General features: G+C 58.5%; 19 protein-coding genes. 2 read left to right on the forward strand and 17 right to left on the reverse strand.

Going from position 1 to position 19,953, the window contains the following annotated elements:
• Positions 1–95: 95 nt before the first annotated feature.
• The 15 genes from rpsQ to rpsL form a co-directional block, all read right to left on the reverse strand.
• Entirely contained in the window at positions 96–332 is a 237-nt protein-coding gene (gene rpsQ / locus QO005_RS01195) for a 30S ribosomal protein S17 (protein WP_307156146.1), read from the reverse strand.
• A gap of 12 nt (positions 333–344) precedes the next feature.
• Positions 345–545 (reverse strand): 50S ribosomal protein L29, encoded by a 201-nt coding sequence (gene rpmC, locus QO005_RS01200; RefSeq protein ID WP_307156147.1) that lies wholly within the window; start codon positions 543–545, stop codon positions 345–347.
• A 12-nt stretch (positions 546–557) separates the two neighbouring features.
• The gene (gene rplP, locus QO005_RS01205; RefSeq protein WP_027489068.1) at positions 558–971 is read right to left on the reverse strand and encodes a 50S ribosomal protein L16; all 414 of its coding nucleotides are present in this window, start codon (positions 969–971) and stop codon (positions 558–560) included.
• Between the two features lie 38 nt (positions 972–1,009).
• Positions 1,010–1,732, reverse strand: coding sequence for a 30S ribosomal protein S3 (gene rpsC, locus QO005_RS01210; protein ID WP_307156148.1), 723 nt, complete (start codon positions 1,730–1,732; stop codon positions 1,010–1,012).
• Entirely contained in the window at positions 1,732–2,121 is a 390-nt protein-coding gene (gene rplV / locus QO005_RS01215) for a 50S ribosomal protein L22 (protein ID WP_307156149.1), read from the reverse strand. The genes rpsC and rplV overlap by 1 nt, the downstream gene beginning before the upstream one ends.
• A gap of 2 nt (positions 2,122–2,123) precedes the next feature.
• Entirely contained in the window at positions 2,124–2,402 is a 279-nt protein-coding gene (gene rpsS, locus QO005_RS01220) for a 30S ribosomal protein S19 (RefSeq protein ID WP_307156150.1), read from the reverse strand.
• 15 nt (positions 2,403–2,417) lie between these two features.
• A complete protein-coding gene (rplB, locus tag QO005_RS01225; RefSeq protein ID WP_307156151.1) occupies positions 2,418–3,254 on the reverse strand; it encodes a 50S ribosomal protein L2 in 837 nt (278 codons plus the stop codon).
• A gap of 11 nt (positions 3,255–3,265) precedes the next feature.
• Positions 3,266–3,559, reverse strand: coding sequence for a 50S ribosomal protein L23 (locus QO005_RS01230; protein ID WP_307156152.1), 294 nt, complete (start codon positions 3,557–3,559; stop codon positions 3,266–3,268).
• On the reverse strand, positions 3,556–4,176 hold the full coding sequence (rplD, locus tag QO005_RS01235; protein WP_307156153.1) for a 50S ribosomal protein L4: 621 nt from the start codon (positions 4,174–4,176) through the stop codon (positions 3,556–3,558). The genes QO005_RS01230 and rplD overlap by 4 nt, the downstream gene beginning before the upstream one ends.
• 11 nt (positions 4,177–4,187) lie before the next feature.
• The gene (gene rplC / locus QO005_RS01240) at positions 4,188–4,829 is read right to left on the reverse strand and encodes a 50S ribosomal protein L3 (RefSeq protein WP_307156154.1); all 642 of its coding nucleotides are present in this window, start codon (positions 4,827–4,829) and stop codon (positions 4,188–4,190) included.
• Positions 4,830–5,000: 171 nt separating this feature from the next.
• Complete coding sequence (rpsJ, locus tag QO005_RS01245; protein ID WP_006728688.1) at positions 5,001–5,309, reverse strand: 30S ribosomal protein S10; 309 nt, start codon at positions 5,307–5,309, stop codon at positions 5,001–5,003.
• A gap of 304 nt (positions 5,310–5,613) precedes the next feature.
• Positions 5,614–6,789 (reverse strand): elongation factor Tu, encoded by a 1,176-nt coding sequence (gene tuf, locus QO005_RS01250; protein WP_307156155.1) that lies wholly within the window; start codon positions 6,787–6,789, stop codon positions 5,614–5,616.
• A 66-nt stretch (positions 6,790–6,855) separates the two neighbouring features.
• Positions 6,856–8,955 (reverse strand): elongation factor G, encoded by a 2,100-nt coding sequence (gene fusA, locus QO005_RS01255; RefSeq protein ID WP_307156156.1) that lies wholly within the window; start codon positions 8,953–8,955, stop codon positions 6,856–6,858.
• A gap of 33 nt (positions 8,956–8,988) precedes the next feature.
• The gene (gene rpsG, locus QO005_RS01260; RefSeq protein WP_307156157.1) at positions 8,989–9,459 is read right to left on the reverse strand and encodes a 30S ribosomal protein S7; all 471 of its coding nucleotides are present in this window, start codon (positions 9,457–9,459) and stop codon (positions 8,989–8,991) included.
• Positions 9,460–9,540: 81 nt separating this feature from the next.
• Positions 9,541–9,912, reverse strand: coding sequence for a 30S ribosomal protein S12 (gene rpsL / locus QO005_RS01265; RefSeq protein WP_003507760.1), 372 nt, complete (start codon positions 9,910–9,912; stop codon positions 9,541–9,543).
• Positions 9,913–10,490: 578 nt separating this feature from the next.
• Between rpsL and QO005_RS01270 the strand changes: the two genes are divergently transcribed.
• Both QO005_RS01270 and QO005_RS01275 read left to right on the forward strand, forming a co-directional pair.
• Complete coding sequence (locus tag QO005_RS01270; protein ID WP_307156158.1) at positions 10,491–10,784, forward strand: transcriptional regulator; 294 nt, start codon at positions 10,491–10,493, stop codon at positions 10,782–10,784.
• A gap of 6 nt (positions 10,785–10,790) precedes the next feature.
• A complete protein-coding gene (locus QO005_RS01275) occupies positions 10,791–11,231 on the forward strand; it encodes an NUDIX hydrolase (RefSeq protein ID WP_307156159.1) in 441 nt (146 codons plus the stop codon).
• 114 nt (positions 11,232–11,345) lie between these two features.
• Here the strand turns inward: QO005_RS01275 and rpoC are convergent, their stop codons facing one another.
• Together rpoC and rpoB are read right to left on the reverse strand one after the other, a co-directional pair.
• Positions 11,346–15,557 (reverse strand): DNA-directed RNA polymerase subunit beta', encoded by a 4,212-nt coding sequence (rpoC, locus tag QO005_RS01280; RefSeq protein ID WP_307156160.1) that lies wholly within the window; start codon positions 15,555–15,557, stop codon positions 11,346–11,348.
• A 186-nt stretch (positions 15,558–15,743) separates the two neighbouring features.
• A complete protein-coding gene (gene rpoB / locus QO005_RS01285) occupies positions 15,744–19,883 on the reverse strand; it encodes a DNA-directed RNA polymerase subunit beta (RefSeq protein ID WP_307156161.1) in 4,140 nt (1,379 codons plus the stop codon).
• Between the last annotated feature and the right edge of the window lie 70 nt (positions 19,884–19,953).

Consider the following 19,953-nt stretch of genomic DNA (forward strand, 5'->3'; position numbering starts at 1 on the left):
CAAAAGAACGCCCTTGCGAGCGTTCATGCGCCGTTGCGGTGCTTCATACAGATTTTTGGCCGAAGCGCAAGGGCTCCGGCCAAAATCTCTGCAAATCAGGCCTGGGCGGCAACGACCGTCCAGCGCTTGTCCTTGGAGATCGGTGCGCATTCCTCGATAGAAACCACGTCACCAACCTTGTACTGGTTGTTCTCGTCATGCGCCTTGTACTTCTTCGACCGGCGAACGGTCTTCTGAAGCAGCGGGTGAGCGAAACGGCGCTCGACGCGGACAACAACGGTCTTGTCGTTCTTGTCGCTGACAACTACGCCCTGCAGAATGCGTTTCGGCATATTTTTCTTCCTTTAGGCCTTGGCTTCTGCCGCCTTCTGGCGGGCAATGGTTTTCACGCGGGCGATGTCCTTGCGAACTTCGTTGATGCGGGAGGACTTTTCCAGCTGACCGGTTGCCTTCTGGAAGCGCAGGTTGAACTGCTCCTTCTTCAGCTTGGCCAGCTCGTCCTTCAACTGATCGGCGCTCATGGCGCGAACCTCTGCGGCTTTCATGGGCTTTGATCCTTACTCTGCGATGCGCTGTACAAAGCGCGTTTTGACCGAGAGCTTGGCTGCGCCCAGGCGCAGAGCCTCACGAGCGATTTCCTCGCTCACGCCATCGATCTCGAACATCATACGGCCGGGCTTTACGCGGCATGCCCAGTACTCGACAGAGCCCTTACCCTTACCCATACGGACTTCGGTGGGCTTTGCGGTGACCGGAACATCCGGGAAAACACGGATCCACACGCGGCCGGCGCGCTTCATGTAGCGGGTGATCGCGCGGCGGGCCGCTTCGATTTCCCGTGCATTCACGCGGTTCGGCTCCTGAGCCTTAAGGCCGAATTCGCCAAAAGCCAGTTCAAAACCACCCTTGGCTACGCCCTTGATGCGGCCCTTGAACTGCTTGCGATACTTGGTACGCTTTGGCTGCAACATTTTCTTACTTCTCCGAGCTTATCTTTCGCCAGCGTCAATCAAGCGTTTTCGCGACGGCGCTCGCCGCGTTCACGGCTTGGGGCGCCCTGATTGTCACCTTCGAGCGAGCGGCGTTCAGAGGCCATTGGATCGTGCTCAAGGATTTCGCCCTTGAAGATCCAGACCTTGATGCCGCAGATGCCGTAAGCGGTTTCAGCTTCGGCCGTACCGTAGTCGATGTCGGCGCGCAGCGTATGCAGCGGCACGCGACCTTCGCGGTACCATTCCGTACGGGCGATTTCAGCCCCGCCGAGACGGCCTGCGCAGGTGATCTTGATGCCTTCGGCACCCAGACGCATGGCAGACTGAACGGCGCGTTTCATGGCGCGACGGAAAGCGATACGACGCTCAAGCTGCTGGGCGATCGACTGAGCAACCAGCGTAGCGTCGGTTTCCGGCTTGCGCACTTCAACAATGTTGAGGTGCGTTTCGGAGTTCGTCATTTCGGAAAGCTTCTTGCGCAGCTTTTCGATGTCCGCACCCTTTTTGCCGATGATCAGACCCGGACGAGCCGAGTGGATCGTGACGCGGCACTTCTTGTGCGGACGCTCGATCACCACCTTGGCGATACCGGCCTGCTTCAGTTCCTGCATCACGTATTTACGGATCTTCAGGTCTTCGTGCAGAAGCTGACCGTATTCCGCGTTGTCGGCGAACCAACGGCTATCCCAGGTGCGGTTGATGCCCAGACGGAAACCGATCGGATTGATTTTCTGACCCATTATGCGGCCTCCCCATTGGCTTCAACTTCGCGAACAACGATCGTCAGATGCGCGAAGGGCTTTTCGACGCGGGATGCGCGGCCACGGCCACGGGCGTGGAAACGCTTCATCACGATCGACTTGCCAACATAGGCCTCGGCAACGATCAGCTGATCGACGTCGAGGTCATGGTTGTTTTCAGCGTTGGCGATTGCAGACTCGAGGGTCTTCTTGACCGTGTCGGCAATGCGCTTGCGAGAAAAGGTCAGATCGGCCAGAGCGCGATCAACCTTCTTGCCGCGGATCATCGCGGCAACCAGGTTGAGCTTCTGGGGGCTGACGCGGAGCGTACGCGCAACGGCCTGCGCCTCGTTGTCCTTCAGCCGACGTTCGGCTTTTGCCTTACCCATCGTTACTTCCTCTTCGCCTTCTTGTCCGCGCCGTGACCGTAATAGGTACGGGTGGGAGCGAATTCACCGAACTTGTGGCCAACCATGTCTTCGTTGACGCTGACCGGGATGTGCTTGCTGCCGTTGTAGACGCCGAATGTCAGGCCTACGAACTGCGGCAGGATGGTAGAGCGACGGCTCCACATCTTGATGACTTCACTGCGGCCGCTTTCACGAACCTTCTCAGCCTTCTTGAGAAGGTAGCCGTCAACAAACGGGCCTTTCCATACTGAACGAGCCATTTCTGACTACCTCTCTTACTTCTTCTTCTGGTGGCGAGAACGCATGATGAACTTGTCGGTCGACTTGTTCTTGCGCGTGCGCTTGCCCTTGGTCGGCTTGCCCCACGGGGTAACCGGGTGACGGCCACCGGAGGTGCGGCCTTCACCACCACCGTGCGGGTGGTCGACCGGGTTCATGACAACACCGCGGTTATGCGGGGTCTTACCGCGCCAGCGGGTACGACCGGCCTTGCCGTCGTTGATGTTGCCGTGGTCCGGGTTGGAAACAGCGCCAACCGTGGCCAGGCAGGAACCCGGAACGAGACGCTGCTCGCCGGAGTTCAGGCGAAGGATCGCCATGCCTGCATCGCGACCGACCAGCTGAACGTAGGTGCCAGCCGAACGAGCGATCTGACCACCCTTGCCGGGCTTCATTTCAACGTTGTGAACGATCGAGCCAACCGGGATGTACTGCAGCGGCATGGTGTTGCCGGGCTTGACGTCCACAGCCTTGTCCGAAGCAATGACCTTGTCGCCGACAGCAAGGCGCTGCGGAGCCAGGATATAGGCCTGCTCACCATCGGTATAGGTGATCAGCGCGATGAACGCGGTCCGGTTCGGGTCATATTCCAGACGCTCGACCGTGCCTTCAACGTCGAACTTGCGACGCTTGAAGTCTACCAGGCGGTAGCTGCGCTTGTGACCGCCGCCGATGAAGCGGGCGGTGATGCGACCGAAGTTGTTACGGCCACCGCTCTTCGACAGACCTTCGGTCAGAGTCTTGACCGGCTTGCCCTTCCAGAGCCCCGAACGGTCAACGATGACCAGCTGACGCTGGCTCGGAGTCGTGGGATTGAAGCTTTTCAATGCCATTTTTCTGTTCCTCAGAGACCGGTGGTGACGTCGATGGACTGACCCTCGGCGAGCGTAACGATCGCCTTCTTCACGTCCTTCTGCTTACCGGCGAAACCGCGGAAACGCTTGATCTTGCCCTTGCGGACGAGCGTGTTCACGGCCGTGACCTTGACACCGAAGAGTGCTTCTACGGCAGCCTTGATTTCAGGCTTGGAAGCAGTCTTGGCAACGTTGAAGACCACCTGGTTCTGTTCCGATACCAGAGTGGACTTTTCCGTGATCGAAGGAGATACGATCACGTCGTAGTGGCGAAGATCAGTCATTTGAACCGCTCCTCCAGAGCTTCAACCGCAGCCTTGGAAAGCACGAGCTTGCCGCGACGCAGGATGTCGTAAACATTGATGCCCTGGACCGGGAGAACATCGACATTCGGGATGTTCTGGGCTGCGAGCTTGAAATTGCTGTCGAGTTCAGCGCCGCCGATTACCAGCGCATTGCTGAGGCCGAGAGCTTCGAACGAACCGACGAGCGCCTTGGTCTTGGCTTCTGCAGCAACCAGCTGATCGACGATGATCAGTTCGTCAGCCTTGAGCTTTGCCGACAGAGCGTGACGCAGAGCGAGCGCACGAACCTTCTTCGGCAGATCGATCTCGTGGCTGCGGACAACCGGACCATGAGCCTTACCACCGCCGCGGAACTGCGGAGCGCGGGCAGAATGGTGACGAGCGCGACCCGTGCCCTTCTGCTTGTACATCTTCGAGCCGGTGCGGGAGACTTCCGAACGGCCCTTGGACTTGTGCGTGCCCTGCTGCTTCTTGGCGAGCTGCCAGCGGATCATGCGGGCAATGATGTCTTCACGCGGCTCGAGGCCGAAAATGGCGTCGGACAGAGAAACCTTGCCTGCGTCCTTGCCATCGAGTGTCTTGACGTTGAGTTCCATAACGGGCTCCCTTACTTCGCAGCCGACTTGACGGCGTCGCGCACGATGATCCAGGAACCCTTGGAGCCGGGAACAGCGCCCTTCACAAGGATCAGACCGCGATCTTCATCGGTCGAAACGACTTCGAGATTCTGGGTGGTGACGCGCGTCTGGCCCATGTGACCAGCCATGCGCTTGCCCTTCCAAACGCGGCCCGGATCCTGGTTCGAACCCGTCGAACCGTGCGAACGGTGCGAGATCGAAACGCCGTGCGTTGCGCGAAGACCACCGAAGTTGTGACGCTTCATGGCACCGGCAAAACCCTTACCGATCGTGGTGCCGGTAACGTCGACGAGCTGACCGGCAGCAAAGTGACCGGCGGTAAGCTGCGAACCAACCTCGATGAGGTTGTCTTCCGTCACCCGGAACTCGACCAGCTTGGCCTTGGGCTCGACATTGGCGGCTGCGAAATTGCCGCGCATGGCCTTGGACGTATTCTTGACCTTGGCCTGACCAGCACCGAGCTGAACAGCGGTGTAGCCGTGCTTGTCTACGGTGCGCTGAGCAACCACCTGGCAGTTATCCAAGCGCAGTACCGTCACCGGGATATGCTCGCCGGCGTCATTATAGACCCGGGTCATCCCTACTTTCTGTGCAATAACACCTGAACGCATAGGTTCATTCCTCTTGAGAGTCCCGTCGAGGCTTCACAGCCCGGACTTGCCTCTTTGTTTAAGGATTCCATTCCAGCCCTTCCGGACCTTCAGGTTTCCCGTTTCGAGAAGACGTTGGCAGGTCTTGCCACGTACCTTCCTTGTTATTACGGCTCTCGCCGGAATTTCTTCTTAAAGCTTGATTTCGACGTCCACGCCGGCAGCAAGGTCGAGCTTCATCAGCGCGTCGACAGTCTGCGGGGTCGGATCTACGATATCGAGAAGGCGCTTATGGGTGCGCATCTCGAACTGTTCACGGCTCTTCTTATCGACGTGAGGCGAACGGTTGACAGTGAATTTTTCAATACGGGTCGGAAGCGGTACCGGGCCGCGGACGCTTGCACCGGTGCGCTTCGCGGTCGAAACGATCTCGCGGGTGGAGGCATCGAGAACCCGGTGATCAAACGCCTTGAGGCGGATGCGGATATTCTGGCCGTTCATTCGACTTGTCCTTGTTTCTTTTCTTGCGTCCCGCATGCGCAGAGACAGTGAATTACCAATGCTGGTCGGCCCCGTATTGTCAAAAATCACAGAGCAGAGGCTCTGTCACTTTACCGTATCAGGGCCCTACCCGCGCAGTTCCAAAGAACCACAAAACCTAGCAGAGCCAAAAGACAGACGAACAAACTGCCCGTCTGTTTTGTGTGAGGCGGGGCATACACCGTCCCACCCGAATCGTCAACATGGTCTTCAAAAAATAAGCGCGGCCTTAACGGCCGCGCCCATTCAATCTGGGGATCAGCTATTACTCGATGATGGAGGCAACGATACCTGCACCAACGGTACGGCCGCCTTCGCGGATAGCGAAGCGCAGCTTTTCTTCCATCGCGATCGGAACGATCAGCTCAACGTCAACCGTGACGTTGTCGCCCGGCATAACCATTTCCGTGCCTTCCGGAAGCGTCACGATGCCCGTAACGTCCGTCGTGCGGAAGTAGAACTGCGGACGGTAGTTCGTGAAGAACGGCGTATGACGGCCGCCCTCTTCCTTCGTCAGGATGTAGGCTTCAGCCTTGAACTTCTTGTGCGGCTTGACCGAACCCGGCTTGCACAGGATCTGGCCACGCTCAACGCCGTCACGGTTCACACCGCGCAGCAGCGCACCGATGTTGTCGCCGGCCTGACCCTGGTCGAGCAGCTTGCGGAACATTTCAACGCCCGTGCAGGTCGTCTTCGTCGTGGCGCGAATGCCAACGATTTCGATTTCCTCACCAACCTTGATGATACCACGCTCAACGCGGCCCGTCACAACCGTACCACGGCCAGAGATCGAGAACACGTCTTCGATCGGCATCAGGAACGGCTGGTCGATCGGACGCTCAGGCGTCGGGATGTAGGCGTCAACCTGAGCCATCAGCTCGCGGATCGCGTCTTCACCGATAGTCTTGTTGGAATAATCAAGAGCAGCAAGAGCAGAGCCATTAACAACCGTAATGTCATCGCCCGGGAAGTCGTAGGACGACAGAAGCTCACGAACTTCAAGCTCGACGAGTTCCAGAAGCTCGGCGTCGTCAACCTGGTCAACCTTGTTCAGAAACACAACGATCGCCGGAACGCCAACCTGACGGGCCAGCAGGATGTGCTCGCGCGTCTGCGGCATCGGGCCGTCAGCAGCCGAGCAAACCAGGATCGCGCCGTCCATCTGCGCTGCACCCGTGATCATGTTCTTAACGTAGTCGGCGTGGCCGGGGCAGTCAACGTGAGCGTAGTGACGAGCAGCCGTCTCATACTCAACGTGCGCCGTCGAGATCGTGATACCACGAGCCTTCTCTTCCGGAGCAGCGTCGATCTGGTCATACGCCTTGAACTCGCCGAAGAACTTCGTGATTGCTGCCGTCAGAGACGTCTTGCCATGGTCAACGTGGCCGATCGTGCCAATGTTAACGTGCGGCTTGTTGCGCTCAAACTTACTCTTTGCCATTTTCGGCTCTCCGTTCTTTATCCCTGTTCGGGAAAACTATTGTTTTTTAAGGTTAAGTGGCTCCGGTCACTTCTGACCGGAGTACTTTGCCTGGATTTCGGCGGCGACGTTGTTCGGTACCGGCGCATAGTGGTCGAACACCATGGAGTACTGAGCGCGGCCCTGCGACATGGAGCGCAGGTTGTCGACGTACTTGAACATGTTCGCCAGCGGCACGTGAGCGTTGATCACCACGGCAACGCCGCGGCTTTCCTGGCCCTGGATCTGACCACGGCGGGAGTTCAGATCGCCGATCACGTCACCCACATAGTCTTCCGGCGTGACGACTTCGACCTTCATCATCGGCTCGAGCAGCTGTGCACCAGCCTTCTTGGCTGCTTCACGGAAGCAGGCGCGCGATGCGATTTCGAAGGCGAGAACCGACGAGTCAACATCGTGGAATGCACCGTCGACCAGCGTCGCCTTGACGCCGAGCATCGGGAAGCCAGCGAGCGGACCGGAGGTCAGAACGCTTTCGATACCCTTCTGAACGCCCGGGATGTATTCCTTCGGAACAGCACCGCCGACGATCTTGGATTCGAACTTGAAGTCTTCGCCTTCCGGGTTCGGTTCGAAGATGATCTTGACGCGCGCGAACTGACCGGTACCACCGGACTGCTTCTTGTGCGTGTAATCTTCTTCATGCGCCTTGGTGATGGTTTCGCGGTAAGCAACCTGCGGAGCACCAACCGTGGCTTCAACCTTGAACTCGCGACGCATGCGGTCGACGATGATGTCCAGGTGAAGTTCGCCCATGCCAGCGATGATGGTCTGACCGGACTCATGGTCGGTCTTCACGCGGAAGGACGGATCTTCAGCAGCCAGACGGTTGAGCGCGAGGCCCATCTTTTCCTGGTCGCCCTTGGACTTCGGCTCGATCGCGATCTGGATGACCGGCTCGGGGAATTCCATGCGCTCGAGGATAACCGGCTTCAGCGGATCGCAGAGCGTGTCACCCGTGGTGGTTTCCTTCAGACCGGCCAGAGCAACGATGTCGCCAGCGAAGGCTTCTTCGATGTCTTCACGGCTGTTGGAGTGCATCTGCAGCATACGGCCGACGCGCTCGCGCTTGTCCTTGACCGTATTCATGACCGAAGCGCCCTTTTCGAGCTTGCCGGAATAGATACGGGCAAAGGTGAGCGAACCGACGAAGGGGTCGTTCATGATCTTGAAGGCCAGCATCGAAAGCGGCTCGCTGTCGTCAGCGTGACGCTCGATTTCGGCTTCGGTCTTGAAGTCGATGCCCTTGATGGCCGGAATGTCCAGCGGGGACGGCAGGTAATCGACAACGGCGTCGAGCAGCGGCTGCACGCCCTTGTTCTTGAAGGCCGTGCCGCAGAACATCGGGTGGAACTTGACGTCGATCGTGCCGCGGCGAACCAGTTCACGGATCTTGTCGTTGCTCGGCATTTCGCCGTTCAGATAGGCTTCCATCGCTTCTTCGTCGATCTCGACAACCGTCTCGATCAGCTTTTCGCGATATTCTTCGGCCTTGTCCTTCAGATCGTCCGGGATTTCAACGACATCCCACTGAGCGCCGAGCGATTCATCGCGCCAGACGAGAGCATTCATCTCGATCAGGTCGACAACGCCCTTGAACTCGGTTTCAGCGCCGATCGGCAGCTGCATGACAACAGCGGTGGCGCCGAGACGGGTCTTGATCATTTCCACCGAGCGGTAGAAGTCAGCACCGGTCTTGTCCATCTTGTTGCAGAAGATCATGCGCGGAACATGATACTTCTCAGCCTGACGCCATACGGTTTCCGTCTGCGGCTCAACGCCGGCATTGGCGTCGAGCAGCGCGATGGCACCGTCGAGAACGCGCAAGCTGCGCTCGACTTCGATGGTGAAGTCAACGTGGCCGGGCGTGTCGATGATGTTGAAGCGGCGCATCTTGCCGTCACGGCCCTTCCAGAAGGTCGTGGTGGCAGCGGAGGTGATGGTGATACCACGCTCCTGCTCCTGCTCCATCCAGTCCATCGTGGCTGCGCCATCGTGAACTTCGCCGATCTTGTGCGACTTGCCTGTGTAGTACAGGATACGCTCGGTCGTGGTCGTCTTGCCGGCGTCGATATGCGCCATGATGCCGAAGTTGCGGTAGTCTTCGATTTTATATTCGCGAGCCATTTTGGACTGCCTTTCGAAATACGATCGTCTTGATTACCAGCGGTAATGCGAGAAGGCGCGGTTCGCGTCTGCCATCTTGTGCGTGTCTTCACGCTTCTTGACGGCGGAGCCGCGATTGTTCGCAGCATCCAGCAATTCGCCGGAAAGACGATCAACCATGGTGGTCTCGTTGCGCTTGCGGGCAGCGGTAATCAGCCAGCGGATTGCGAGCGCCTGACGGCGCTCCGGACGCACGTCGACCGGGACCTGATAGGTTGCACCACCAACGCGGCGCGAGCGCACTTCAACATGCGGCGCGACATTGTCGAGCGCCTGATGGAAGATTGCGATCGGCTCCTGCTTGGACTTTGCCTGTACGGCGTCGAAGGCACCGTACACAATGCTTTCGGCAACAGACTTCTTGCCGTGCAGCATGATGGCATTCATGAACTTGGTGACAACCAGATCCCCGAACTTCGGATCCGGATTGATTTCGCGCTTTTCAGCTCTATGGCGACGGGACATATTCTTGTCTCTCAAACGTTAAGGCGCTTTACCACGCGGAGAACCTCGCGCAGCGCCGGAAAACTCAATAAACGACCGAAATCACTTCGGACGCTTCGCACCGTACTTGGAACGGCGCTGCTTACGGTTCTTGACACCCTGCGTATCGAGAACGCCGCGAATGATGTGGTAACGCACACCCGGCAAGTCCTTGACGCGGCCGCCACGGATCATGACGACAGAGTGTTCCTGCAGGTTATGGCCTTCACCCGGAATGTAACCGATGACTTCGAAGCCATTGGTCAGACGGATCTTGGCAACCTTACGCAGAGCCGAGTTCGGCTTCTTCGGGGTCGTGGTGTAAACGCGGGTGCAAACACCACGCTTCTGCGGATTTTCCTGCAGGGCAGGAACCTTATTACGCTTTACCTGCGCCTGACGCGGCTTGCGGATCAGCTGATTTACGGTAGGCATCTAACCATCCCTTATGTTTTAAGTCTGAGGCCCCTTCGAGGCCCGGTGTCTTGCCGTTTCCGGCGGTGGCCGCACTCTTGCGTCATGCGCGAATGTGGCCCGATCCGCATTTCCGGATGGACCACAAAAAGCAGAGGACGCACCGAAAGGTGCGTCATGCGTGCAGCATTCGTCTGTTCAATGTGCGCTTGGAGCCCTGTTTGAGGAAAAGTCCGGGACGAGGCGTTCCGAAAAGCGTAACCTCACATTGGCTCCGATGCGGGGCGTACTACTGTTTTCACCCCGTTCCGTCAAGCCTTGGCGTCAAATTAATGGCGGCAAACCCGGTTTCGCCGGTTTGTGACGTTCATATGTCTTCTTATCAGCTTTTTTCCCGGGAAGGCAATGGATTTCCGCTCGCATTTGGCCGCTGTTTCGCTAAGACTTCAGGCAAGCGCCAGCGTGTGTTGCCGGGTCGTTACCCCACATGCGAATCGCGCTGTCTGCACTGTCTTCGACCTTGGTGAACTTCCGGCTTCACGGCGCGTTTGAGAACAGACAGGCCAAACCTGAAGCACATCTCACTCAAGGACGATCGGATGATCACGCCACCCGTCAATGACAATAATTCTGATGCTCCGATGGTCTTCATCATCATTGCCAAAGCCTATGAGGAAGGCGATGATACCGGTATAGACCTTCATATTCTTCTGCAGGCCCCGGATGATGATACGGCCGTGCGCGAAGCGCTGAACGCGCTTGCGGAAGAAGGCTTTCTGGAAGCCGACCTCGACCAGATCGGCATGGTGATGGAAGTGCCGGAGGAAGAGCCGCATGCCTCCGCCTATCAGGGCGCGCTGGAAGGCGAAGTGGCGATCATTCGCTTTGGGTAAAACATCATGCAAGCGGCGGTCAAGCACAAGGCCCTGATCTACGCAACCTTTGCGGACCGCCTGCTCGCCTTTACCGAGCCCGATGACCCTCATCTTCTGCCGCAAGTGCCCGGCGGCACGATCGAAGAAGGTGAAATGCCTCGCGAGGCCGCTCTTCGGGAATTTCAGGAGGAAACCGGCCTCCCCGTCACCGGCGACATTCGATTTCTGAACTGTTTTGATTTTCACGATCCAGCCATCACCGGGACATTCATTCACCGGCGGCACTTCTTTCACCTGCCTGTGAAAGAGACACCCCCAGAAGCCTGGGAGCATTTTGAAATGACACCGGCGGGCGGTGATGCGCCGATCAGGCTTGCCTTCACCTGGATACCCATTACGCACGCCGCCAAACTATTGGGCTATGGCCACGCCATCGCCCTGCCCCTCCTTTCTCAACCTTCCTGAGTGCAAAAGCATTCCAGGAAACAGGAAAGGGATTTTCGATCCAGACATGCGTAACAACAAAAAAGCCGCCGGGATCGCTCCCGACGGCTTTTCTATTTCCAAGCTCCGCAAGCCTTATTCGGCAGCGGAGGCACCCTCGCCCGCCATGTCGCGCAGCATCGGGGTTGCGATATCCGCACCTGTTCCCTTGCGGCGTTCCTCAAGGATGAGGTCGTCGCGCGAGGTGGCGATGCGGCGGATCTGCGTCATGGTGCCGCCGGTACCAGCAGGGATAAGGCGACCGACGATGACGTTTTCCTTGAGACCCTGCAGCGTGTCCATCTTGCCGGCAATGGCAGCTTCCGTGAGAACCTTGGTGGTCTCCTGGAAGGATGCAGCCGAGATGAAGGACGGCGTCTGCAGCGAAGCCTTGGTGATGCCGAGCAGAACAGGATCGCCGAAGGCAGGCTTCTTGCCTTCTTCGATGAGCCGCTCATTGGCATCTTCCAGCTCGATCCGGTCGACATTGTCACCAACGATGTACTGGCTGTCGCCAGCGTCGGTGATCTCGACCTTCTGCAGCATCTGGCGAACGATCACCTCGATGTGCTTGTCGTTGATGACAACGCCCTGCAGACGGTAGACTTCCTGGATTTCGTTCACGAGGTAGGAAGCCAGAGCCTCCACGCCCTTGATCGCCAGAATGTCGTGCGGCGCCGGATTACCGTCGAGGATGTAATCACCCTTTTCGATATAGTCGCCTTCCTGAAGGTGGAAGGGCTTGCCCTTTGGGATCAGGTATTCGACCGGCTCGACACCGTCTTCCGCCGGCTCGATGATGACGCGACGCTTGTTCTTATAGTCGCGTCCCAGGCGGATCGTACCATCGATCTCGGCGATGATGGCGTGATCCTTCGGACGGCGGGCTTCGAACAGTTCGGCAACGCGCGGCAGACCACCGGTGATGTCCTTGGTCTTGGCGCTTTCCATCGGCGAACGGGCAAGCACGTCACCCTGGCTGACCTTCTGACCCGGCTCGACCGAGAGAATGGCGTCAACCGACAGCTGGAAGCGGGCTTCACCGCCACGCGACAGGCGAACCACGTTGCCGGAAGCGTCCTTGATGACGATGGCCGGCTTGAGGTCGGAACCGCGCGGGGTCGAACGCCAGTCGATAACCTGACGCTTGGTGATACCAGTGGATTCGTCGGTCGCTTCCTGCATGGAGAGACCGTCGACCAGGTCCTCGAACTGCACGACACCAGCCACTTCCGTCATCATCGGACGGGTATAGGGGTCCCACTCCGCCAGACGCTGACCGCGCTTCACCTTGTCGCCGTCGTCCACATAGATCTTCGAACCATAGGCAACGCGCTGCGAAGACCGTTCGACGCCACGCTCGTCAAGGATGGTGATGGCCATGTTACGGCCCATCGCCACGAAGACGTTTTCAGAATTGCGCAGCATGTTGCGGTTCTTGATCAGGATCGTGCCTTCGTAAGAGGCTTCGAGGAACGACTGGTCAACAACGTTCGCCGTACCGCCCAGGTGGAAGGTACGCATGGTCAGCTGGGTACCCGGCTCACCGATGGACTGTGCGGCGATAACGCCGACGGCCTCACCCATGTTGACCGGCGTACCGCGTGCAAGGTCACGGCCGTAGCAGACCGAGCAGACGCCCGTCTGCACTTCGCAGGTCAGGGCCGAGCGAATGCGGATGGACTGAATGCCAGCCTTCTCGATTTCGATGACATCGGCCTCGAGGATCATGCGTCCGGCATCGACGATACGCTCACCGGTGACCGGATGATCAATATCGTCCAGAGCCGTACGACCGAGAACGCGCGCGCCGATGGAGGCAACAACCTGACCGGCATCGACGATGGCCGTCATGGTCAGGCCCTTGTCGGTGCCGCAATCTACGAGGTTGACGATGCAATCCTGCGCCACGTCGACCAGACGGCGGGTCAGGTAACCCGAGTTTGCAGTCTTCAAGGCGGTGTCTGCCAGACCCTTACGGGCACCGTGGGTCGAGTTGAAGTACTCGTTAACGGTCAGGCCTTCCTTAAAGTTCGAGATGATCGGCGTCTCGATGATTTCACCCGACGGCTTGGCCATGAGGCCGCGCATGCCGCCCAGCTGACGCATCTGGTTCGGAGAACCACGCGCACCGGAGTGGGACATCATATAGATGGCGTTCATCGGCTTCTGACGACCGGTTTCCGGATCGAACTCGACGGCCTTGATGCGGGCCATCATGTCTTCGGCAACCTTTTCGGTCGCCTTGCCCCAGGCGTCGACAACCTTGTTGTACTTTTCGCCCTGGGTGATCAGGCCGTCATTGTACTGCTGTTCGTATTCCTTCACCAGCGCTTCGGTGTCGCCAACGATCTTCGCCTTCGAATCCGGGATGACCATGTCGTCCTTGCCGAAGGAAATACCGGCGCGGCAGGCATGGCGGAAGCCGAGCTGCATGATCCGGTCGCAGAAAATCACCGTGTCCTTCTGACCGCAGTGACGATAGACCGTGTCGATCATCTTGGAGATGTTCTTCTTGGTCATTTCCTGGTTGCAGATGTCGAAGGGCACATTGGCATTCTTCGGCAGCAGTTCACCGATGATCATGCGGCCAGGCGTGGTTTCATAGATCTTCGACACCGGCTTGCCTTCGGCATCAACGGTCTTGAAGCGACCCTTGATCTTGGCATGCAGGGTGACGACCTTGTTTTCCAGCGCGTGATGCAACTCGCCGAGATCGGAGAAGGCCATTCCTTCGCCCGGCTCGTTCTGGTTCATGATCGACAGGTAGTAGAGGCCGAGAACCATGTCCTGAGACGGAACGATGATCGGCGCGCCGTTGGCCGGGTGCAGAATGTTGTTGGTCGACATCATCAGCACGCGGGCTTCGAGCTGGGCTTCCAGCGACAGCGGCACGTGAACGGCCATCTGGTCGCCGTCGAAGTCGGCGTTGAAGGCCGTGCAGACGAGCGGGTGCAACTGGATGGCCTTGCCTTCGACCAGGATCGGTTCGAAGGCCTGGATGCCCAGGCGGTGCAGCGTCGGTGCGCGGTTCAAGAGAACCGGATGCTCGCGGATGACCTCGTCGAGGATATCCCAGACTTCCGGCTTTTCCTTTTCGACCAGCTTCTTGGCCTGCTTGACGGTGGAGGAGTAACCCTTGGCGTCGAGACGGGCGTAGATGAACGGCTTGAACAGTTCCAGCGCCATCTTCTTCGGCAGGCCGCACTGGTGCAGCTTCAGTTCCGGACCCGTCACGATAACCGAACGGCCGGAATAGTCGACGCGCTTGCCGAGCAGGTTCTGGCGGAAGCGGCCCTGCTTGCCCTTCAGCATGTCTGACAGCGACTTCAGCGGGCGCTTGTTGGCGCCGGTGATGACGCGGCCACGGCGACCGTTGTCGAACAACGCGTCCACCGATTCCTGCAGCATGCGCTTTTCGTTACGGATGATGATGCCCGGAGCGCGCAGTTCGATCAACCGCTTCAGACGGTTGTTACGGTTGATGACGCGGCGATAGAGATCGTTCAGGTCCGACGTCGCGAAGCGGCCGCCATCCAGCGGCACGAGCGGACGCAGATCCGGCGGGATCACCGGAACGACCTTCATGATCATCCATTCCGGACGGTTGCCGGATTCCATGAAGTTCTCGACGATCTTCAGACGCTTCATCAGCTTCTTCTGCTTCAGATCCGACGTGGTATCCGCCAGTTCCGAACGCAGATCGCCCGCGATGCGCTCAAGATTCATCGAAGCGAGCATTTCGTAGATCGCTTCGGCGCCGATCTGGGCCGTGAACTGGTCTTCACCATATTCATCGACCGCCATCATGTATTCTTCTTCGGACAGAAGCTGGTTCTGCTTCAGTGCGGTAAGGCCCGGCTCGATGACGATGTAGTTCTCGAAATAAAGAACGCGCTCGACATCCTTCAGCGTCATGTCCAGCAGCGTGGAAATGCGCGACGGCAGCGACTTCAGGAACCAGATATGGGCAACCGGCGCAGCGAGCTCGATATGGCCCATGCGCTCACGGCGAACGCGCGACAGCGTGACTTCCACGCCGCACTTTTCGCAGATGATGCCCTTGTACTTCATGCGCTTGTACTTGCCGCACAGGCACTCATAGTCCTTGATCGGACCAAAGATGCGCGCGCAGAACAGGCCGTCGCGCTCCGGCTTGAACGTGCGGTAGTTGATGGTTTCCGGCTTTTTGATTTCGCCGTAGGACCAGGAGAGAATCTTCTCAGGGGACGCAATCGAAATCCGGATGGAATCGAAGTGCTGTGCAGGCATCTGCGGGTTGAAAAGGTTCATGACCTCTTGGTTCATGCCTATCTCCTTATGGGGCCTAAAGCCCTCGAGCTTGGTTCACTCACGGCAAATTCCCGGGATGCCGAAAGGAACCTTAAAACGACAATAACCGCTGAATGCGGCAAAAGTCCCCTTCTGATTGAAATTCTTCAACCAGAAGGAGACATGGCGCGCGCCAATCGGGCGCGCGCCCCACTGTCTCTGTTACTCCGCAGCGTCCGGCAATTCGCTGGCCGCCTCTTCAGGCGCGAGCTTGGAATTTTCCAGCTCCACCGAGAGACCGAGCGAGCGCATTTCCTTGACCAGAACGTTGAAGCTTTCCGGAATACCGGCTTCGAACGTGTCGTCGCCGCGAACGATCGCCTCGTAGACCTTGGTACGGCCTGCCACGTCGTCCGACTTCACGGTGAGCATTTCCTGGAGGGTGTATGCAGCACCATAGGCTTCCAGAGCCCAGACTTCCATTTCCCCGAAGCGCTGACCGCCGAACTGCGCCTTACCACCGAGCGGCTGCTGGGTGACGAGCGAGTAAGGACCGATCGAACGAGCGTGGATCTTGTCGTCGACCAGGTGGTTCAGCTTGATCATGTACATGTAGCCAACCGTGACCTTGCGGTCGAAGGGTTCGCCTGTACGGCCATCATAGAGAACCGACTGACCCGACGGATCGAGCCCGGCCTTGGTCAGCATGGCGGAAACATCCGTTTCATGCGCACCGTCGAAGACCGGCGTTGCGATGGAAACGCCGCGCTTCGACTGCTCGGCCAGACGCACCAGCGCGTCATCATCGAATTTCGACACCTCGTCATGCGACTGGCTCGCATAGACGTCGGTCAGGGTCTCCTTCAGCTCGCTGATATCAAGATGCTTGCGATAATCCTCAAGCATCTGGCCGATCTTGCGACCCATGCCGGCGCAAGCCCAGGCAAGGTGGGTTTCAAGGATCTGACCGACATTCATACGCGAAGGAACGCCAAGCGGGTTCAGCACGATGTCGACATGCGTGCCGTCTTCCAGGAACGGCATGTCTTCGATCGGCACGATGCGCGAGACGACACCCTTGTTGCCGTGACGGCCGGCCATTTTGTCGCCCGGCTGGATCTTGCGCTTCACGGCGACGAAGACCTTGACCATCTTCATCACGCCCGGAGGCATTTCATCACCGCGCTGGACCTTTTCGACCTTGTCCATGAAGCGCTGTTCAAGGCGCGACTTGGATTCGTCGTACTGGCCACGCAAGGCTTCCAGCTCGCTTTGAACCTTCTCATCCTCGACGGCGAACATCCACCACTGCGAGCGCGGATATTCGGAGACGACGGCGTTGGACAGTTCGACGCCCTTCTTGAAGCCCTTCGGACCGGCAATCGACACCTGACCGCGCAGCATGTCGAGCAGACGGCCATAGACGTTGCGGTCCAGGATCGCCTGTTCGTCGTCACGGTCCTTGGCGAGACGCTCGATTTCCTCGCGCTCGATCGCCATGGCGCGCTCGTCCTTTTCAACGCCGTGGCGGTTGAAAACACGAACTTCGACGACCGTCCCGAAGGTGCCGGGCGGCATGCGCATGGAGGTATCGCGAACGTCGGATGCCTTTTCACCGAAGATGGCGCGCAGAAGCTTTTCTTCCGGCGTCATCGGGCTTTCGCCCTTCGGCGTGATCTTGCCGACCAGAATGTCACCCGGCTGAACCTCAGCACCGATATAGACGATACCGGCTTCATCGAGGTTCTTCAGCGCTTCTTCCGAAACATTCGGAATATCGCGGGTGATTTCTTCCGGGCCGAGCTTGGTGTCGCGGGCCATGACTTCGAATTCCTCGATATGGATCGAGGTGAAGACATCTTCCGAAACGATGCGCTCGGACATGAGGATCGAGTCCTCATAGTTATACCCGTTCCACGGCATGAACGCGACGAGCGCGTTGCGGCCAAGCGCCAGGTCGCCCAGATCCGTGGACGGACCGTCAGCGATGATGTCGCCCTTGCCGATCACGTCACCGACGGTCACCAGCGGACGCTGGTTGACGCAGGTGTTCTGGTTCGAACGCTGGAACTTCTGCAGCCGGTAGATATCGACGCCGGACTTGGACGGATCGAGATCTTCGGTGGCGCGGATAACGATACGGGTCGCATCCACCTGGTCCACCACGCCGCCGCGACGAGCGCCGATGGCAGCACCGGAGTCACGCGCCACGATCGGCTCCATGCCGGTTCCGACGAACGGAGCTTCGGCACGCAGCAGCGGCACGGCCTGACGCTGCATGTTCGAGCCCATGAGCGCGCGGTTGGCGTCATCGTTTTCCAGGAACGGAATGAGAGCGGCAGCAACGGAGACGAGCTGTTTCGGCGAAACGTCCATCAGGTTGATGGTGTCACGCGGAGCGAGCATCACTTCGCCGGAATGACGGCAGACCACGAATTCTTCCGAGAAGGAGCCATCCGTTTCCAGCGGCGCATTGGCCTGGGCCACGTAATACTTCGCCTCTTCCATGGCGGAGAGGTAGATCACGTCGCTCGTCACCTTGCCGTCAACGATCTTGCGGTACGGGCTTTCGATGAAGCCATACTTGTTGACGCGGGCAAAGGTCGCCAGAGAGTTGATCAGACCGATGTTCGGGCCTTCCGGCGTTTCGATCGGGCAGATACGACCGTAATGCGTCGGGTGAACGTCGCGGACTTCGAAGCCTGCACGCTCGCGGGTCAGACCACCCGGACCAAGGGCCGAAAGACGGCGCTTGTGGGTGATTTCCGACAGCGGGTTCACCTGGTCCATGAACTGGCTGAGCTGCGACGAACCGAAGAATTCGCGAACGGCAGCAGCAGCCGGCTTGGCGTTGATCAGGTCCTGCGGCATGACGGTGTCGATTTCGATAGACGACATGCGTTCCTTGATGGCGCGCTCCATGCGCAGCAGACCCAGGCGATACTGGTTCTCCATCAGCTCACCGACCGAGCGAACGCGGCGGTTTCCGAGGTTGTCAATATCGTCAATTTCCCCCTTGCCGTCACGCAGCTCAACGAGCATCTTGACGACAGCGAGAATGTCTTCCTTGCGCAGGACGCGAACGGTATCCGGAACGTCGAGGTCCAGACGCATGTTCATCTTCACGCGGCCGACAGCCGAGAGATCATAGCGCTCGGCGTCGAAGAACAGCGAGTTGAACATGGCTTCCGCAGATTCCATGGTCGGGGGCTCACCCGGACGCATGACGCGGTAGATGTCGAACAGAGCGTCCTGACGGTTCTCGTTCTTGTCGGCAGCCAGCGTGTTGCGGATATAGGCGCCGACATTCACATGGTCGATGCCCAGAACCGGGATTTCCTCAAAACCGGCATCGAGAATGACAGGCAGCGTCTTTTCGTCGATCTCGTCGCCGGCTTCCATGTAGATTTCGCCGGTGCGGAAGTTGACGATGTCTTCAGCCAGATAGTTGCCGTAAAGATCCTCATCGGAGGCCTTCAGAGCCTTCAGGCCCTTTTCGGAAAGCTGACGCAGCAGGCGCGGGGTCAGCTTCTTGCCGGCTTCCACAACCACTTCGCCGCTATCGGCGTCGATCATGTCGACAATGGTCTTGGCGCCCTTCAGCGTTTCCGGCTGGAAGGGAACGCGCCAGCCCTTGCCGTCGCGCTGGTATACAGCCTTGGAGTAGAAGGTGGAGAGAATATCTTCACCATCCATGCCAAGCGCCATCAGCAGCGAGGTCGCGGGGATCTTGCGGCGGCGGTCGATACGGGCGTGAACGATGTCCTTGGCGTCGAATTCGATATCGAGCCAGGAACCGCGATAGGGGATAACGCGGGCAGCGAACAATAGCTTGCCCGAGGAGTGGCTCTTGCCCTTGTCGTGGTCGAAGAACACGCCCGGAGAGCGATGCATCTGCGAAACGATGACGCGCTCGGTACCATTGACGATGAACGTGCCGTTGTTGGTCATGAGCGGCATGTCGCCCATGTAGACGGACTGTTCCTTGATGTCCTTGATCGAGCGGGCGCCCGTATCCTCATCGATATCGAATACGATGAGGCGCAGCGTCACCTTCAGCGGCGCGGCATAGGTCAGGTCGCGCTGGCGGCACTCATCCACGTCGAACTTCGGCGGCTCGAATTCGTAGGATACGAATTCGAGCATCGAAGCACCGGAAAAGTCGGTGATGGGGAAGACAGACTTGAAAACGGCTTGCAGCCCCTCGTCGGGACGGCCACCCTTGGGCTCGTCAACCATGAGGAACTGATCATAAGATGCCTTCTGAACCTCGATAAGGTTCGGCATTTCTGCGACTTCTGGAATTTTTCCGAAAAACTTGCGTACGCGCCTGCGACCGTTAAAGGTAAGGGTCTGAGCCATCGTCGCTCCTTGTCAGTTTGCACCCGGGCCTGCAACAGACGGTCACCGCTGGCCAGGCGACACCGTCAAT

The sequence above is a fragment of the Allorhizobium paknamense genome (assembly GCF_030815125.1).
GTDB classification, from domain to species: domain Bacteria; phylum Pseudomonadota; class Alphaproteobacteria; order Rhizobiales; family Rhizobiaceae; genus Allorhizobium; species Allorhizobium paknamense.

Coding starts and splice junctions, on each gene's coding strand:
- QO005_RS01270 (WP_307156158.1), top strand. CDS start 10,491: ATGATCACGCCACCCGTCAATGACAATAATTCTGATGCTCCGATGGTC.
- rplC (WP_307156154.1), bottom strand. CDS start 4,829: ATGCGTTCAGGTGTTATTGCACAGAAAGTAGGGATGACCCGGGTCTAT.
- rpsQ (WP_307156146.1), bottom strand. CDS start 332: ATGCCGAAACGCATTCTGCAGGGCGTAGTTGTCAGCGACAAGAACGAC.
- rpoC (WP_307156160.1), bottom strand. CDS start 15,557: ATGAACCAAGAGGTCATGAACCTTTTCAACCCGCAGATGCCTGCACAG.
- rplD (WP_307156153.1), bottom strand. CDS start 4,176: ATGGAACTCAACGTCAAGACACTCGATGGCAAGGACGCAGGCAAGGTT.
- rpsS (WP_307156150.1), bottom strand. CDS start 2,402: ATGGCTCGTTCAGTATGGAAAGGCCCGTTTGTTGACGGCTACCTTCTC.
- QO005_RS01275 (WP_307156159.1), top strand. CDS start 10,791: ATGCAAGCGGCGGTCAAGCACAAGGCCCTGATCTACGCAACCTTTGCG.
- rpsC (WP_307156148.1), bottom strand. CDS start 1,732: ATGGGTCAGAAAATCAATCCGATCGGTTTCCGTCTGGGCATCAACCGC.
- rplV (WP_307156149.1), bottom strand. CDS start 2,121: ATGGGTAAGGCAAAAGCCGAACGTCGGCTGAAGGACAACGAGGCGCAG.
- fusA (WP_307156156.1), bottom strand. CDS start 8,955: ATGGCTCGCGAATATAAAATCGAAGACTACCGCAACTTCGGCATCATG.
- rpsJ (WP_006728688.1), bottom strand. CDS start 5,309: ATGAACGGCCAGAATATCCGCATCCGCCTCAAGGCGTTTGATCACCGG.
- rplP (WP_027489068.1), bottom strand. CDS start 971: ATGTTGCAGCCAAAGCGTACCAAGTATCGCAAGCAGTTCAAGGGCCGC.
- rpmC (WP_307156147.1), bottom strand. CDS start 545: ATGAAAGCCGCAGAGGTTCGCGCCATGAGCGCCGATCAGTTGAAGGAC.
- rpoB (WP_307156161.1), bottom strand. CDS start 19,883: ATGGCTCAGACCCTTACCTTTAACGGTCGCAGGCGCGTACGCAAGTTT.
- tuf (WP_307156155.1), bottom strand. CDS start 6,789: ATGGCAAAGAGTAAGTTTGAGCGCAACAAGCCGCACGTTAACATTGGC.
- rpsG (WP_307156157.1), bottom strand. CDS start 9,459: ATGTCCCGTCGCCATAGAGCTGAAAAGCGCGAAATCAATCCGGATCCG.
- rpsL (WP_003507760.1), bottom strand. CDS start 9,912: ATGCCTACCGTAAATCAGCTGATCCGCAAGCCGCGTCAGGCGCAGGTA.
- QO005_RS01230 (WP_307156152.1), bottom strand. CDS start 3,559: ATGACTGATCTTCGCCACTACGACGTGATCGTATCTCCTTCGATCACG.
- rplB (WP_307156151.1), bottom strand. CDS start 3,254: ATGGCATTGAAAAGCTTCAATCCCACGACTCCGAGCCAGCGTCAGCTG.